The 15,072-nt window shown below is 63.8% G+C and carries 18 protein-coding genes; 12 read left to right on the top strand and 6 right to left on the bottom strand.

The features are described from left to right. Positions 1–13 precede the first annotated feature (13 nt). Positions 14–949, top strand: a complete 936-nt coding sequence (locus NKI39_RS21240) for a phosphatidate cytidylyltransferase (protein WP_352834186.1) — start codon at positions 14–16, stop codon at positions 947–949. A gap of 124 nt (positions 950–1,073) precedes the next feature. On the opposite strand, the gene NKI39_RS21235 is transcribed toward NKI39_RS21240, so the two are convergent. Beyond that, positions 1,074–3,071: an AI-2E family transporter gene (locus NKI39_RS21235; protein ID WP_352834148.1), complete on the bottom strand. Its 1,998-nt coding sequence runs from the start codon at positions 3,069–3,071 to the stop codon at positions 1,074–1,076. A 260-nt stretch (positions 3,072–3,331) separates the two neighbouring features. On the opposite strand from NKI39_RS21235, the gene NKI39_RS21230 reads away from it, so the two are divergent. The 3 genes from NKI39_RS21230 (at position 3,332) to NKI39_RS21220 (ending at position 6,321) form a co-directional block, all read left to right on the top strand. After that, complete coding sequence (locus NKI39_RS21230) at positions 3,332–3,619, top strand: hypothetical protein (RefSeq protein WP_352501220.1); 288 nt, start codon at positions 3,332–3,334, stop codon at positions 3,617–3,619. Positions 3,620–3,936: 317 nt separating this feature from the next. Then, complete coding sequence (locus NKI39_RS21225; RefSeq protein ID WP_023675660.1) at positions 3,937–4,158, top strand: alkylphosphonate utilization protein; 222 nt, start codon at positions 3,937–3,939, stop codon at positions 4,156–4,158. Between the two features lie 192 nt (positions 4,159–4,350). Next, the gene (locus tag NKI39_RS21220; RefSeq protein ID WP_352501221.1) at positions 4,351–6,321 is read left to right on the top strand and encodes an acyltransferase family protein; all 1,971 of its coding nucleotides are present in this window, start codon (positions 4,351–4,353) and stop codon (positions 6,319–6,321) included. Positions 6,322–6,548: 227 nt separating this feature from the next. Here the strand turns inward: NKI39_RS21220 and NKI39_RS21215 are convergent, their stop codons facing one another. Next, the gene (locus NKI39_RS21215) at positions 6,549–6,827 is read right to left on the bottom strand and encodes a hypothetical protein (protein WP_352457314.1); all 279 of its coding nucleotides are present in this window, start codon (positions 6,825–6,827) and stop codon (positions 6,549–6,551) included. 220 nt (positions 6,828–7,047) lie between these two features. Here NKI39_RS21215 and NKI39_RS21210 point away from each other — a divergent pair, with 220 nt between their 5' ends. Further along, complete coding sequence (locus tag NKI39_RS21210; protein WP_352501222.1) at positions 7,048–7,365, top strand: hypothetical protein; 318 nt, start codon at positions 7,048–7,050, stop codon at positions 7,363–7,365. Between the two features lie 223 nt (positions 7,366–7,588). Beyond that, a complete protein-coding gene (locus NKI39_RS21205; RefSeq protein ID WP_352467934.1) occupies positions 7,589–7,900 on the top strand; it encodes a hypothetical protein in 312 nt (103 codons plus the stop codon). 44 nt (positions 7,901–7,944) lie between these two features. Here the strand turns inward: NKI39_RS21205 and NKI39_RS21200 are convergent, their stop codons facing one another. From NKI39_RS21200 to NKI39_RS21190, 3 genes are all read right to left on the bottom strand, one after another. Next, the gene (locus NKI39_RS21200; protein WP_352834145.1) at positions 7,945–8,550 is read right to left on the bottom strand and encodes a DUF6456 domain-containing protein; all 606 of its coding nucleotides are present in this window, start codon (positions 8,548–8,550) and stop codon (positions 7,945–7,947) included. A gap of 65 nt (positions 8,551–8,615) precedes the next feature. Then, positions 8,616–9,251: a high mobility group family protein gene (locus NKI39_RS21195; protein WP_352834143.1), complete on the bottom strand. Its 636-nt coding sequence runs from the start codon at positions 9,249–9,251 to the stop codon at positions 8,616–8,618. A 52-nt stretch (positions 9,252–9,303) separates the two neighbouring features. Continuing rightward, the gene (locus NKI39_RS21190) at positions 9,304–9,564 is read right to left on the bottom strand and encodes a hypothetical protein (RefSeq protein ID WP_352834141.1); all 261 of its coding nucleotides are present in this window, start codon (positions 9,562–9,564) and stop codon (positions 9,304–9,306) included. Positions 9,565–9,802: 238 nt separating this feature from the next. Between NKI39_RS21190 and NKI39_RS21185 the strand changes: the two genes are divergently transcribed. Then, positions 9,803–10,498: an XRE family transcriptional regulator gene (locus NKI39_RS21185; RefSeq protein WP_352457320.1), complete on the top strand. Its 696-nt coding sequence runs from the start codon at positions 9,803–9,805 to the stop codon at positions 10,496–10,498. 221 nt (positions 10,499–10,719) lie between these two features. On the opposite strand, the gene NKI39_RS21180 is transcribed toward NKI39_RS21185, so the two are convergent. After that, positions 10,720–11,019 carry a hypothetical protein gene (locus NKI39_RS21180; protein ID WP_352638087.1) on the bottom strand — a complete coding sequence of 100 codons (300 nt, stop codon included), beginning with the start codon at positions 11,017–11,019 and terminating at the stop codon, positions 10,720–10,722. 194 nt (positions 11,020–11,213) lie between these two features. Between NKI39_RS21180 and NKI39_RS21175 the strand changes: the two genes are divergently transcribed. The 5 genes from NKI39_RS21175 (at position 11,214) to NKI39_RS21155 (ending at position 14,936) form a co-directional block, all read left to right on the top strand. After that, positions 11,214–11,576 (top strand): hypothetical protein, encoded by a 363-nt coding sequence (locus tag NKI39_RS21175; RefSeq protein ID WP_352834138.1) that lies wholly within the window; start codon positions 11,214–11,216, stop codon positions 11,574–11,576. A 68-nt stretch (positions 11,577–11,644) separates the two neighbouring features. Continuing rightward, positions 11,645–12,103: a GNAT family N-acetyltransferase gene (locus tag NKI39_RS21170; RefSeq protein ID WP_352472143.1), complete on the top strand. Its 459-nt coding sequence runs from the start codon at positions 11,645–11,647 to the stop codon at positions 12,101–12,103. 98 nt (positions 12,104–12,201) lie between these two features. Then, a complete protein-coding gene (gene ybiA / locus NKI39_RS21165; RefSeq protein WP_352834135.1) occupies positions 12,202–12,750 on the top strand; it encodes a riboflavin biosynthesis intermediates N-glycosidase in 549 nt (182 codons plus the stop codon). Between the two features lie 131 nt (positions 12,751–12,881). Further along, positions 12,882–14,123 carry a DNA polymerase IV gene (gene dinB / locus NKI39_RS21160; RefSeq protein ID WP_352834132.1) on the top strand — a complete coding sequence of 414 codons (1,242 nt, stop codon included), beginning with the start codon at positions 12,882–12,884 and terminating at the stop codon, positions 14,121–14,123. Between the two features lie 168 nt (positions 14,124–14,291). Then, entirely contained in the window at positions 14,292–14,936 is a 645-nt protein-coding gene (locus NKI39_RS21155; protein ID WP_352453494.1) for a hypothetical protein, read from the top strand. Positions 14,937–15,072: the final 136 nt, after the last annotated feature.

The raw sequence follows: 15,072 nt of genomic DNA, 5'->3' as shown, positions 1-15,072 counted from the left end.
CAAAATGCTGCCGATGATGCACGAAACCCTCATTCTGATTGTCGGCCTGCTGGCGGTGCTGATCAGCGCCAGCGTCGTCGCCGGCGTCTTGTCATGGCGCGCGCCAAAGCCGTTGTCGCCGACGCTGGTCAACCTCACCCAGCGCATCAATGCCTGGTGGGTGATGGTGGTGGCGATCACCGTTGCCTTCTTCTTCGGCCGCCCCGGCATGACCATCCTGTTCGCGCTGATTTCGTTCGCCGCGTTGCGCGAATTCGTGACGCTGACGCACAGCCGCCGCAGCCACCACTGGGTGCTGCTCGGCATGTTCGGCATCGTCATCCCGTTCCAGTACTGGCTGGTGTGGACCGCCTGGTACGGCCTGTTCACCATCTTCATCCCGGTCTACTGCTTCCTGCTGATGCCGGCGATCACCGCGCTGCACGGCGACACCGAGCGCTTTCTCGAGCGCGTCTCGGCGCAGCAATGGGCGGTGATGATTTCGGTCTACTGCGTCAGCCACGTGCCGGCGCTGCTGACGCTCGAGGTGCCAGGCTTCGAAGGCCGCAACCTGTTGCTGATCGCTTTCCTGATCATCACCGTGCAAGGCAGCGACGTGCTGCAATATATTTTCGGCAAGCTGTTCGGCCGGCATCTCCTGGCGCCGACGGTCTCGCCGTCGAAGACCTGGGAGGGGCTGGTCGGCGGGCTGGCGGCGTCGAGCCTGCTCGGCGCGCTGCTGTCGTTCCTGACGCCGTTCTCGCCGCTGCAGGCAGCCGGCGTCGCCTTCATCGCCTGCCTGATGGGCTTCCTTGGCGGGCTGGTCGCCTCGGCCATCAAGCGCGATCAGGGCGTCAAGGACTGGGGCCATCTGATCGAAGGCCATGGTGGCATGATGGACCGTGCCGACAGCCTGGTCTTCGCCGCTCCGGTCTTCTTCCATACGGTGCGCTATTTCTGGACTGTATGAAGGTTGGCGCCGTTTGCCGCGGCGGACGGTTCAGGGCGACCTTGCGAAGATGACCTGAGCCGTTTCGTTATTACCACTTTCGCGAAAGCGGTAATAACCCAACCTGCCGCGGTCTTCGCCGCGCTCATTTTGCCGCGGCGAGCGGCTCTTTCTTGCGCGCCGGCGTCAGGCGACGCATGCGGCGTTTGGCGGTGGTCTTCAGCGCCACCGGCGGAGCGCTGGACAACGCACCGAGCACCGCGCCTACCATGCCACGTGCGACGAAATCGGCGTTGATCTCGTTGGCCAATCTGGCATCTGCCTCCTGGTTGTCGCTGTCGGCTTCCGACCACAACACGATGCCCACTCGCAACCTTGGTTTGGTGCGTTTCAGCCGACGGACCAGGAACCGCCCGTGCTTGACGGAATCCCGGTTCAAAAATCCGATGACGACACTATCGACGGCGTCGAGCTCAAGGCGGCGAATGCTCCCCGGTTCCATCTCGGCGAAGCTCGCTCTCAACACCGTAGCGCCCTGGACTTCGAGCACCTGGGCCAGCATGGCGGCCGCCGCGTCGTCGAGTTCGCCGCGCCCGCCGGCGCACAGCACCGACATGCCCGTGCCATCCGGCAGTTCGGTGTACTCCTCGCCCTGAACCTCCCCCTGAACGTGCCTGTCCTCGCGTGAGCCGTTGTCCTCGGCCGCGGCCGTGTCGTCCGCTTCCGCCTCCTCCTGCGCGCTGTCGTCGAGGTTCGCCACCATCGTCAGCGCGCTGCCCGCGACCTGCTGTCTTTGCTCGTCGCTCAGCACACCACGCACCCGGTCCTGCTCGCCGAGCAGAAGTGCGGGAATCGCGACCTTGTCGTAGAACTCGACCAGATATTCTTCGTCCAGCATCTCCTCGGCATGGTCCGTCGCTTCCTCGGGATCGCCGGCCAACAGCCGCTGGTAAAGCCGGGCGTGCGGTTCGAGCACGGGTTCGTTGCCGAACAGAACGTCGAGGAATTCGAACTGCGGCACATGGCGGCCGAGCACGACGAGACAGACCGTGAGCGGCGTCGACAGAACCAGGCCCAATGGCCCCCAGAGCCAGGTCCAGAAGATCGCCGCAACGATGATGGCCAATGGCGACAGCCCGGTGCGCGAGCCGTAGAGCCAGGGTTCGATCACGTTGCCGGTGATCAGTTCGACCACGACGAAAAGCCCTGCGGTCCAGAGCACGAGCGACCAGCCGGGCGCCACGGCAAGCGCCAGGAACAGAGGCAACAGCGTCGCGATGACCGGGCCGATATAGGGAACGAAGCGCAGCGCCAGCGCCAGCAAACCCCACAGCAATGGATTGGGTATGCCCAGCAGCCAAAGTCCAATTGCAATCGGGACGGCATAGACGATGTTCACGACCAGTTGCATGAGCAGATAGCGGCCGACGCGCTTGCCGGCATCCTGCAGCGCCTCGGTGGTTCGATGCAGATCGCCATAGCCGACGAGGCGTATGAAGCGATCGCGCAGGTCCTCCCGCTCGAGCAGCATGAATATGACGACCACGACGATCAGTCCGGCCGATGCCAGCGGGCTCAGCAGCGGGCCGATCAGATTCTGGAGGACCTCGAGCGGTCGTTCGCGCGCGACGATTTCGACCGGGATCGGTTCCCGCGGAGGCTGATCGGCGGCGGGTTGTACGGGCTCGGGTCTGTCGAGTTCCTGGCCGACGCGTTCGATCACCCGGCTCAATCTGGAAACGATGCCGCCGCCGACGCCGGTTTCCTTGAGCGACCGGACCTTGGTCAGGATATTCGCCTGGTAGAGCGGAATGTTCTGCGCCAGTTCACTGACCTGCGTGGCGACGATGAAGGAGAACAGCGCCAGCACCGTGAATGCGCCGAGCACACTGGCGATCACGGCCGGAAGACGCGGAATGCCGGCTCGCTTGAGTGCCGACACCATGGGCACGAGCGCAAAGGTAAGCAGCAGCGCGATTGCGATCGGCAGAAAGACCTCGCGCCCGAAATAGAGCGCCGCGACGGCCGTCACGACCGACGCTACGCTGGGCAACGATGTGCGCGGAAGCGCCCTGGCCGCGGAAACGATGCCCGCCCGCCGGGGCTCCGACAGGTGCGCGTCGTTTCGACGATTTGCCGCCACTTGATACCTCCGCTCCGCCGTCGCCATGATCGGGCATATTGAGCCGGCCTGCAACTTCGCAGCGTCTCACCCAGCCGGACGCCGATTGCCCTGGTCGGCAGCGCGGCAAATTCAGTCATGGTAGAATTTTTTGCATTAATGACGTCACGGGCAATCCTGTTCCATGTCTGCGCCAGAACGTGGAACTTTTGGGTCAAAACACCGTTCCTTCGTAGATCGCTGATGGACAACCTCAAAGCAGCAGCTCAGGAGGAATGATCATGAACTTCAAGACGCTTTGCATGGGCGCGATGGCCCTTTCGATGATGACCGGCGCAGCGCTTGCCGCCGGTGCCACTGGCACTTCGGCGCTCGACGATCCGCAGAAAATGACGCCCTTCTTCACCGACGCCGGCATGAAGACCATGAAGTCGGAAGCCGAATTCAAGGCGGCATGGATGGCCATGTCCACGAGCGACCGGGCCATGATGTTGAAGGAATGCAGCGACGCAGGCATTGCCAAGATGCATGCCGACTTCTGCAAGATGGCCAAGCAGCTCAACAAGTAACCGTCGGCTTCTTGCCAAGCGAAATGGGGGCCAAGCGAAAGGGCGGGCGGCCCTTTCGCGACCTTCCAGTCCGCACTCATACCGGCGGGTGCCTAGCCATTTGAAATCGCGACGCCGGCCGGAGCGGCAATGACATTATGGTCCAGGGGCACCGTCTGCTTGCAACCTGGGTTTTCCGGTCGGCCGTTCCCGCATAGTATTGGCGGACGGCCCGCTTGACGCTTGACCCCGCTTGACGCTTGACCTTGTCGCCGAGCGTGGGATAGGCCGGAGACTGGCCCGACCACCTCCCACCGGAGTCCCACGAAAGACCTGCCATGACCGACGCGATCATAAGAGACAGCAATGGCACGGCGCTGCACGAGGGCGACTCCGTGACCCTGATCAAGGATCTCAAGGTCAAAGGCACGTCGGAGACGATCAAGCGCGGCACGCTGGTGAAGAATATTCGCCTCACCGGCAATCCCGGCGAGATCGAATGCAGCACCAGGCAGGTGAAGGGCCTGGTGCTGAAGACCGAGTTTTTGAAAAAGGCGTGATCGCCTCGGCACCCTTCGCTTCGCTTCCATATCAGTGGCTCTCGAATCGCTCGTGTGAGTGAACCGCCCACGCGAGGAACTGGAGGAGCCGCGCCCTCCCCCTATGTTGCACTGCGTTAGATTTGTTGCATTGCAATATCGTCGCATCGGGTCGAGCCTCTGCGAGGTGGGCATTCCTTGCATGAGGTGATTGTGTCGGCATCATTTCGGCCTGACATCGAAGGGCTGCGCGCGCTGGCGGTGGCGGGTGTCATCGCCTTCCATTTTGGTCTGTCTGGCCTGCCCGGCGGCTTTGCCGGCGTCGACATCTTCTTCGTCATCTCCGGCTATCTGATCACCCGCCACCTGGTTACGGAAATTACCGAGACCGGGCGGCTGAACCTCTGGCGCTTCTACGCCCGGCGCGCCCGGCGCCTGTTGCCGGCGGCACTGTTCGTCATCCTCGCCACGCTGTTCGCGGGTTACTTCATCCTGTCGCCGGAGGAACAGGCGCTTTATTCGAAAGGCGCCATGTTCGCCTCCGCCTACATGATCAACCTTTGGCTGATCCGCTGGTCGTTCGACTATTTCGCCGCCGACGCCACCAACAACCCGTTCATCCACTTCTGGTCGCTCTCGGTCGAGGAACAGTTCTATTTGGCATGGCCGGCGCTGCTTCTTGCCGCCGCCTGGCTGCGTCCCGGCAAGCGCGCCGCTATAATCGTCATCGGCGTCGCCGGCGCGGCCTCCTTCGCCGCCTGCGCCTGGCTGACGGAAGTGTCGCAGCCCTGGGCCTTCTATTTCTCGCCGCTCAGGGCCTGGGAATTCGCCGCCGGCGGCCTCGCGACCATGGCGCCGGCAAAGATCTGGCGCGACCGGCCGCTGCTGGCCACGCTCCAGGCATGCCTCGGTCTGGCGCTGATCGCCTGGGCCTATCTGATGCTGGACGAAGACTCGCCATTTCCCGGGGTGAATGCGCTGGCGCCTGTTGTCGGCACCGTGCTGCTGCTGCTCAGCGGCAGCGGCGGCCGCAATCTGCCGAGCGCCCTGCTGGCGCTGCCGCCCATGCAATGGTTGGGCCGGCTGTCCTATTCGCTTTATCTCTGGCACTGGCCGGTCATCGTCTATGCGGCGATGGTGGTTCCCAGCCTGTCCATCCTGGACCGCCTTGCCTGCGCGGCGCTGACGCTGTTTCTGTCGATGTTCACCTATCATTTCATCGAGAACCCGATCCGCCGCAACGGCTGGCTGATGGCCGGAGCAGCGCGGGCGCTGGTGCCCGCCGTCGCGCTGACCGGCGCCGGCGTGGTCGCGGCCTATGGCAATGCGCGCTTTGCCGAGCACAATCTCAGCCCCGAACAGCACGTCATCGCCGACAGCGCCGCGCAGCTCTCCACTGTGCGCGCGAGCAATGGCGGCTGCGTGCTCGATTTCGAGACCGTCAAGCCAAAACCCTGCATGTTCGGCCGCAAGGATGCCCAGCGCTCGGTCGTGCTGTTCGGCGACTCGCATGCCGACCATTGGTCGACGCCGCTGATCAAGGCGGCCGAGAAGAACAATTTTCGCGTCGTCACCTTTCTCAAATCCTCCTGCCGGGCTTCGCGGGTGACGACCTGGAACTGGCGGCTGAAGCGCGACTACACCGAATGCGACCAATGGCGCGAGCAGTCGGTCAAGGACATCATCGCGCTCCACCCCCAACTGGTGGTGATCTCGGAGTTCTCGATCGGCAATGTGATGAAGGAATCGCCCGAGGAGTTGAGGCACGCCGATTGGCAAGCGCAGTGGCGGACGGGCCTCACCTGGACGCTTCAGGCCTTCAGCCAGGCCGGCATCAAGGTCGCGGTCATCAGGGACGTTCCCTACAATGCAAGCTACGCCGACAAGTGCGTGGCGCGGGCGCTGTGGCGGGGCCAGACGCCCGCGACATGCGACACGCCGAGGATCATGGCGGCAAACGACGACATCGCCACCATCGAGCGCGATATCGTGCGCTCGACACCGAACGCTGCTTACATCGACATGACCGACCGCTTTTGCGACCAGACCACCTGCCACGTCTTCATCGACGGCAAACTAGCCTTCCGCGACCGCCACCACCTGGCGACGCCCTTCGCCGAAACGCTGGAACCGGCGGTGGAGCGGGCGCTGTTTTCGGATGTGATGGCGGCGGCTGTAAAGTAACGGTTCCGGATCTTATCGGATCACGACCCAGCCCCTCGGCAAGGAACCATGCGGGGTCAGCTAAGGATGAGACCAGCCAGTAAAACGGTAAGGATAAGCGACAGCGGAACTGCAAGAAGGCAGCACAGCTCGAAAGTATTGGCTGGCCAAGAAGTCATTGGGCGCTTTTCCATATTGGCCTCCTCCCTCAACGGCCAGACCTGACGGCAGTTCCGCTTAGATGGTGCTCATCCCCACCACTCATCATGCAATTGGCGAAGCTCGTTCCGCTTCCTGGTCATCCATCGTGCACGCGCCAGATGTGTCGCCCACGCCCGGAAAGCCCTGTCCGGCTCCTGCTCCGGATCAATGTGCAGAACGATGCGGGCGACCTCACGCCAATCAGTCCCTTCAGCCGACGCGTCGAGCAGCCGGATATAAGTAAGCATGCGATCTTCGTCATAACCGGTCGGCACCGAAGACGTCGGCGCTGCGTTCGCGATATGAGAGTTTGGCTGCTTTGGCATTGCGACCTACCAGCAATGGCGCACCGTAGCAGCCTATAAAGAAGCCCGCGCCGTTTGATCGGAGGATGCGCCGATCGAGATTCGCCTCGACGGTCGGCAAATGGGGGCCTCAGGCGGAGTTCCCCGCCCAGCTGGGCTCACGCCTCACCACGTCGTGATCGGGTCGAGGCAATCTATCTATTTTAGTGGAACCTAATTTAGTCGACGCAATTATGCGTGCGTGAGAAAGCGTGAAATCCAGACCGTCACTGAAAGCCGGCTATCGCGGGATCAGTTGGCCGATGATCCAGTGATTGCAGTCGATTTGACGGAACGGATATTACAGGCGGCCGACAACGACAGAATTGTTTGCCTCGTCGTGGCAACGGAGGAGCTGGAAACCGACCGCATCGAGAAAACGGAACCTAAGGAGACCAGGATTGCCGCAAGCTTCGTCCGGGACTTTGAGGTAATGCTGCTTGTTCTTTATGCGGCCTACGCCCTCGCTGTGCTGGGTGCGACCGCGTTCGTTTTGCTTGAATTGGGCCATGTTCTGTAGGCAGACGTCGGCAAAAAACGGGACTGACGCGCGATTGCCGCTGTTTGATGAGAGGAGCGGCCACGCTGCGTCGACGATCCGACCCCGGCGCAGCCAGCGGCGTTTTCGCGCCAGCAGGCGCTAAACTTCGGGCTCGTCCGTTCGTTACATCTTGCCAATCTATGGAACGAGGCTGCCCCTCGGGGGTTTTTCTATTAGAGGGACGTTAAAGAAGGAGGTAGCTATGAAGAAGCTCCTGCTTGCCTCGGTGATCGCCATCGCATCGGCGGCTTCCGTGATCGGCCCGGCGAATGCCGGCGGCAGCGTCACAATCGGCATCGGCAACGGCTATGACGACGACGACTATTACTATCGCCACCATCGGTATTCCGATTACGACGATGAGTACGTCCCCCGTTACCGCTATGATGTCTATAACGAGGACTACGCGCCGCGCTACCGGTACCGGTACCACCGGCGCTGCCACACCGAAGTCATCAGGCACTGGCGTCATCACCACCGGATTATCGAAAGAATCCGTGTCTGCCGTCGTTGACGGATCGATCCGGCCGGTAGTGCCGGCCGGATCGGCGGGGCTTCTCACCTCGGCTTGCGCATCAGCATCATGCCGTAATGCACGGCCAATATGTCGAGCCCGATCTTGAGTAGTTTCACCACCACGTCGCGCGGCTCGCCGGCCTGTTCGGCCAGGCTCTTGACCGTTGCGTCGGCACAGCAGACCTTTTGCACGATGCCGGCGATCTCCCAGTGGGCAAGCGCCCTGGTGGCCTCGGCATGGTCGCGGCCGGCGGACAGGATGTGTTCGGCGACGCCGCTGCCGGTGCGGCCGCCGTCGACGCGCTCGGCCCAGGCCATCGGCTTGGCGGTTGCCTCGGACGAGTTGCGGAAATCCTGGCGGTAGCGCATGCCCGCCTCGCGCTGCTGGCGCGACAGCGAGGTGAGGCCGCTCAGCGGGTCGACGTTGCGCACCCGCACGATGCCGCCGGCCGCTGTGTGGCCGTCATTGGAGACCTCATAGAGGCGCGCTCCTTCCTGCGTCCCCTTCGCCAGCCGCTTGCGGCCGAACCGATCGTCCTTCAGTGCGAAATCATGGCCGATCTCCTTGCGGATGCGCACCTGCTCGGCCTCGCCTTTCGGCAATCTCGGTGGCCTGGCTTTGACCTTTTGGGCGGTTTTGGTGCTCATCGGCTCGGTCCTCCTGGGTTTTGGTCGTCGGGCTCTGGCTAACTTCCAGCCTCATTGCAGCGGGCTCAAATCGCTTCGGCCGGCAGCGTGCGCAGGAAGCGCGCAGCGTGATAGGCGCAGTAGCTTTTCGATGGGTTCGTGCGCATTCCGCAGCACAGCATGTCCAAACCTGGCCGGCTGCCGGGAGCGTCGTTTTCCGCATCCTCCTGCGGCGTCGTGTCGAGCGGCGCGCGGCAGCGCTCGAACAGGCAATCGATGAAGCGCATGGCGGCGAAATGCGGCTGGCGGCCGCTGGCGGCGATCGGGCGCGGCGCCGGCATTTCGAGCGGTGCGCCATCGGTCCCGGTGATCCGAGCCGGACCCGGCTGCCAGGCCGGCGGCGCCAGCCTGGCCGACAGCCTTGCCGGGCGGCAGCGTGGCTCGGCCTTCGGAGCCGACTCCGCCTGATCAGCAGTGCTGGATGGCTCAGGCGCCGAATTTCCGAGCCGGCCGCCAGAGCGTCCACCACACCAGCCCTTCGATCTGGCAAGGCCGATGATGCGCAAACGGGCGGTGCGGTGGACGATGCCGATGATGGCTGCACGCGAGGCCGGGCGGCCGCGCAGCGCGGTCAACCGGGTGGCGATCTTCGCGGCCGACAGTCCGCTCGTCAGCCAGTTCTCGATTTGTTCCAGTTCCAAGGCGGAATAGCGGGCGGCCATGATGTTTCATTCCCTGCAAAAATGGCTGTGTGCGGCGCCGGCTTTGCCGGCCTCAGGCTCGAAAGCCGGTCAGCCTTCGCGTGGTCTGCTGCGATCGAGCTTCATCTCGGCCGCCCTGCCTTGTTGCGCCGGACGCTGCCTTGCCCGTCCGCTTGTCGAAGGCGATGACCGTGCCGTCTTCGGTGCGGATGCAGGAAACCGCGGCTTCCGCATTGCCGGCCGGCAGGCAATTCGTGGCCGGAGCCGTGAGGGGAACGGCTCCGGCCGTTCCGGCCGCTTGCGCTGCCGGATCCGAGGCGCGAGCCTCGGGCATCGTCCCGGCCGGGGAGGAGGACAGCCGCGACGAAGGGGAAAGGGTTGGCACATGCATGGCCCCGGCGATCGGTTGCGCTACCGCCTCCAGGCGAGCGCTGCCGGCGCGCTGAACGGCGGATTCAAGGACCGAAAGCTGGCGAAGCGACTTGTGCATGCCTACATAAGAGCATAACTCAAATCATAATGCAAGCGATTCTTGCATAGACGAAACCGAATCTTATGCCTCAGATGGAGCCATGGCGAAAACTGCACTGTCGATCAAGGTCGGAGCGGCGATCCGCCGGGCGCGCAAGCAGCGCGGCCTGGTGATGCGTCACATTGCCGAGCACAACGACACCGACGTCGCTGCCGTCGGCAATTGGGAGACCGGGCGCAACCTGCCCAAGACCGAGAACCTTTTGAAGACCGCCGCTTTCCTGCGCGTCGACCCGGTGGCGCTCGGCAAGGGCGAGGTCGTTTTCCTCGAAGATGCCGGACCGGTCGCCGATGCCGAGATCGTCACCGATCCCGGCCCCCTGCCCGCCGGGCCGATGGACATCCAGCTTCTCGGTACCGCCGTCGGCGGCGACGATGGCGACTTCACCTTCAACGGCCAGCCGGCCGGCTATGTCCAGCGGCCGCCGGGGATCCGGCATCTGCGCAATGTGTTTGCGCTGCACGTGCTGAGCGATTCGATGGTGCCGCGCTACGAGCCCGGCGAGATGATCTATTGCGGCGGCCGCGAAGCGTTGCCCGGCGACCATGTGGTGATCGAGACCCTGCCCGAGGAGAACGAGCAAAACGGCAAGGCCTTCATCAAGAAGCTGGTCAAGCGCACCGCCGCCGAGCTGATCGTCGAACAGTACAACCCGCCCAAGACGCTGTCCTTCAACCGCTACGCCATCAAGAACGTCTTCCGCGTCATCCCGCTCAAGGAACTGCTGGGGTATTGAGGGCTTGTTGCCTTCTCCCCTTGTGGGAGAAGGTGGATCGGCGCACAGCGCCGAGCCGGATGAGGGGTGCTGGAAGGAACGCGGCGGAGGAAATGTAGAAGCGATTTTTAAGCACTTACGCCATCAAGGTAGCGATCCGTCCAACACCCCTCATCCGACCGAGCTTCGCTCGGCCACCTTCTCCCACAAGGGGAGAAGGGAAGAGCAGCACGCCCGCCCCCTCAAGCCCGCCTCGACTGCAGCTCTCGACCGTTGAGCAGGCGCGCCTCGGCGCGGGTCCGCTGCCGGTCGTCGATGAAGGCGGCCTGGATCGAGACGGCGGCGCCCGGCAGGCCGTCGGCCCGGCAGGCCTTGCAGATCAGGCGCCCCGAAAGTGCGGCCAGCGGTGTCTCCGGCCTCACCCCATGCCGCTTGAGTTCGGCCGGTTTCCACCACCTGTTGCGGCCGCAATCGATGCACTCGACGGCAATCGAGACAACATCCGCGATCGTCGCTTCCCTGCCCGCTAATGCCATAGCCATCCCCATCATTGTTCCTGCTTTGTTCACATCATTATCGGTTTTCGGGGCGGAGTCGAGTCGGTTCCGCTTGCACCAACGTGAAAGTTTCACTTGTTCAGGTACTTGAGTTATGCTTCTATCTCGTGCAGGGCTGGAAATCGGCGCGAGCAACAGAACCGCGGCCGCTCCGTCGGCCGGCAAGCAAGGGAGTGACGATGGACCTCGCCCAGTTCGCCCAGGCCTGCGGTTATGCCGGCCACAGCCCGGCCATGCTTGCTGCCTTCGCAGCCATCCGCCAGGACGGCATCCGCACGGCGCGCCAGGGCCATGGCCAGCGCAAGTCGGCGATCGACCGGATGAAGCCGAGCCGCGCTTTGTTCCTGGCGGCGATCCGCCCGGCGCAGTCGGCCGAGGAGGCGATCGAGGACGCCGCCCGCTTCCTGTCGATGTTCCGCAACATGCCGCGCTGGCGACAGGAAAGGCGCACCGCCGACTTCGCCCGCGCCAGGCAGCAACGCCTCTTCGCCCGCTTCTTCCGCCGCTACGGCCATCGCCTCTGGGCGCTCGAGGCGACCTGAAGGCGCGCGGGCCTCCCTTGCAAAACGGATGTTGCGATCGCCGACACCGCGCCGTATGTCTCCGCGCGATGAGCGAGATCGAATTCCGTCGCGCGCAGGCGCCCGACCTGCCGGCGATCGTTGCAATGCTTGCGGACGATGTGCTCGGCGCAGACCGGGAAGACCCGTCCACGCCGCTTGCGCCATCCTATCTCGATGCCTTCAGCGCAATCGATACCGATCCCAACCAGTTGCTGGCCGTCGCGGTCAACGCCGGGCAAGTGGTCGGAACGCTGCAGCTCAGCTTCCTTCCAGGCATTTCGAGAAAAGGCGCCTGGCGCGGCCAGATCGAAGGCGTTCGCGTCGCCCGGCAATGGCGCTCGCGCGGCGTCGGCAAGCTGATGATCGAATGGGCGATTGAAACATGCCGTTCGCGCAATTGCAGCTTCGTCCAGCTCACCACGGACAAAGGTCGACGGGAGGCCCACGCTTTTTACGAGCGCCTCGGCTTCACCGCCAGTCATCTCGGCTACAAGATGGCGCTGTAGATCAGCATTTCATCGCATTCAGCGCCGACCGCTCATCTTCGCTACCCACTCTGGATGGAGCATTGACAAGCCGGCCTTTCGCCCTGCTCCATCCGCCCATGATTTACGACCGAACCTGGCTTGAGAAAACCTTTCGCGCAAAGCCCCGGCAGAAGTTCCTGTTCTTCTGGGGCCATCAGCCGTCTAAGGACGGCCGAATAAGCACGTCGTGCTTCAGCCAGTGGTGGCATGCGCCTTTTACCGTCGATGGCTTGAGCTATCCGACTGCCGAACACTGGATGATGGCCGAGAAGGCACGACTGTTCGGTGATGCTCCGACGGCAACACAAATCCTCAGGGCGGCGAGCCCCAAGCAGGCAAAGCAGCTTGGCCGCCAGGTGAGCGGCTTCGATGGCACCAAATGGGATGCAGACAAATATCGCATCGTCACTGAAGGGAGCTTTCAGAAGTTCCGTCAGAACGCGGCGCTGCGCGAATATCTGTTGTCGACGCATGACCGGGTGCTGGTCGAGGCGAGCCCTGTCGACCGGGTGTGGGGTATCGGCCTTGCGGCGGATGACGAGAGGGCGGTGAACCCGCTGCTGTGGCGCGGCGAGAACCTGTTGGGATTCGCGCTGATGCAGGCGCGCGATCGGCTGCGCGGCTGAACATTTGCCGTGCGCTCGTCATCTGCGGCAGCCTCCGCGCTGCTTGACAATCCACCCACAATGTTCTCTTTATGTTCTCACCACAACTCGAGACAATGCGGCGTTCGAACCGCCGCGGGCGAACGGGCCGGATGGAAGCCAACATCCTCCACGCGGATCTGGATGCCTTCTATGCCTCGGTCGAACAGTTGCTCGACCCGGCCTTGCGCGGCAAGCCGATTGCCGTCGGCGGCGGGGTAGTGCTTGCCGCATCCTATGAAGCCAAGGCGTTCGGCGTGCGCGGCGGTATGCCGGGACGGCGGGCGCGGGAACTCTGCCCGCAACTCGTCTTCGTCGGCGGCCATTTCAAGGACTATCAGCGGCTGGGCGATGCGGCAATCAAGGTGCTCGGCGATTTCACGCCGGTGGTCGAGCGGATTTCGATCGACGAGGCCTTTGCCGACGTCGCCGGCTGCACCCATTTGTTCGGCTCGCCGGCCGAGATCGCCGGCAAGATCCGCCGCCGCGTGCGGGCCGAGCTCGGCCTGCCGATCTCGGTCGGCGTAGCCCGCACCAAGCATCTGGCCAAGATCGCCTCACAGGTCGCAAAACCGGACGGGCTGGTGGTGGTCGATCCGCGCCACGAGCTGGAATTCCTGCACCACCTGCCGGTCGAGCTGATGTGGGGCGTCGGCCCGGTCACCAGGCAGCGGCTGGCCGGCATCGGCGTCAACACCATCGGCGAGCTGGCGAAGACCAATGGTGGGGCGCTTGAGCGCCTGCTCGGGTCGGCGGCGGGAGAGAAACTCAACGCGCTGGCGTGGAACCGCGATCCGCGCAAGCTCGAGACGCAGCGCCGGGCGCGCTCGGCGGGTGCGCAGTCGGCGCTTGGCCGAAAACCGGCCGAGGAGCAGGTCTTCGTGCCGGCTTTGCTGCATCTGGCCGACAGGGTCGCCACAAGATTGCGGGCGAAATCCCGGCCCGGCCGTACAGTGACGGTTCGCGTCCGCTTTGCCGATTTGCGCTCGGTGACGCGCTCGATCACGCTCGATCAGCCGATTTCGGCGACCGCCATGCTGGCCGAGATCGCCGAGGCGCTGGTGCGCAAGGTGCTCATCGACCATCCGCACGAAAAGACAATCTCGCTGCTGGCGATCGCCGTATCGCATCTGGAGCAGCATGCCGGCCTGCAACTGGAACTGCCGCTCGGGCTCGACGACGATCGCCGCCGCCCCGGCACCAGCAAGGGCGCGGCGCGCTGGACCGCGGATCGCGCCGTCGACAAGATCCGCGACCGCTTCGGCTGGGAGGCGGTGGGCTACGCCTCGGTCGCGCTCGAGCTACAGCGGTCGGTTCCCGACGCGTTTCGCGAGCTGGCCGAAAAGGAATTGTGAGCCTCGATTACACTTTGGTTGCCAAGTCGCCGGAATGACGTTGAAGGCTGCGCCGTTGTGAATTTATCTTGGGACCAGTTCGTCGTGCACCGGTTTGGGTATCAACCAGACAGGGTAGCACCCGCTCGCAAATCCTTCCGCCCTCACTTCGAACGACAGGAGATCGGCATGGGACAGAACGCCGGATATTTCGCACTCATCGTTGCCGGATTGGTGACCAATGCAACGACGCTGGCCAAGCCGCTCAACCCGGACCGGGCGATTCCATCCCTGGGCGATATCAACTCGCCGCTGGCCAGCCCGCTGTTCAAGCAGGTCAAGGCCGGGCCGCTGGAGATAAAGCTTGAGGAAACCACGCTTGCCGATGTCGAAAAAGCCTTCGGCGGAGCGATGCACGATGAAGGTGACGCCGGAGATTCACGCCACTGGCTTTGCTATGCCGGCCCCGACGCCGGCGGATCGCCGTCGATCTTCTGGTTCGTATCCGGCGAGATGGGTGGCTCCGACCATGGTGTCCTGTCCGTCGCCCTGCAGCCGAACCCGGAAGGCAAGGTGCCGGAAGGATGCGCCGGCGCGCCTGCCAGCCTGACAGCTATTGAACTCGATACGCCCGGCGTCGGAGCGCCGCTGAGCGACGTGGCCGCGAAATTTGGCGCCGCCAAGCCCGATCGTTACGGCCATTTCGGCTTCGCCGCCTCTTATCCTGCTTCGTCTCCCGACCAGAAGGACGCCACGGTCACGCAGACGCTCACCTACACAGCCGGCAACGGCAGGATAACCGGCGTGGCGGTGACGCAAGTCACCACCAATTAGGGTGTCCCCGCTCGGTCGGCGAATGGTTCACGTGTGATTGATTCAGCCGCGCCCGAGCCGGGCGGCCTGCTTGCTGGCCACCTCGTTATGCAGATTGGTTCTGATGTGCCGCCCGGGCCCGCCTCCTCCTGCAAAT

Source organism: Mesorhizobium sp. M0664 (genome assembly GCF_040320565.1).
Taxonomy (GTDB): domain Bacteria; phylum Pseudomonadota; class Alphaproteobacteria; order Rhizobiales; family Rhizobiaceae; genus Mesorhizobium.
Note: the sequence above shows the minus strand (reverse complement) of the source record. Positions and strands in the feature narration are given on the sequence as shown.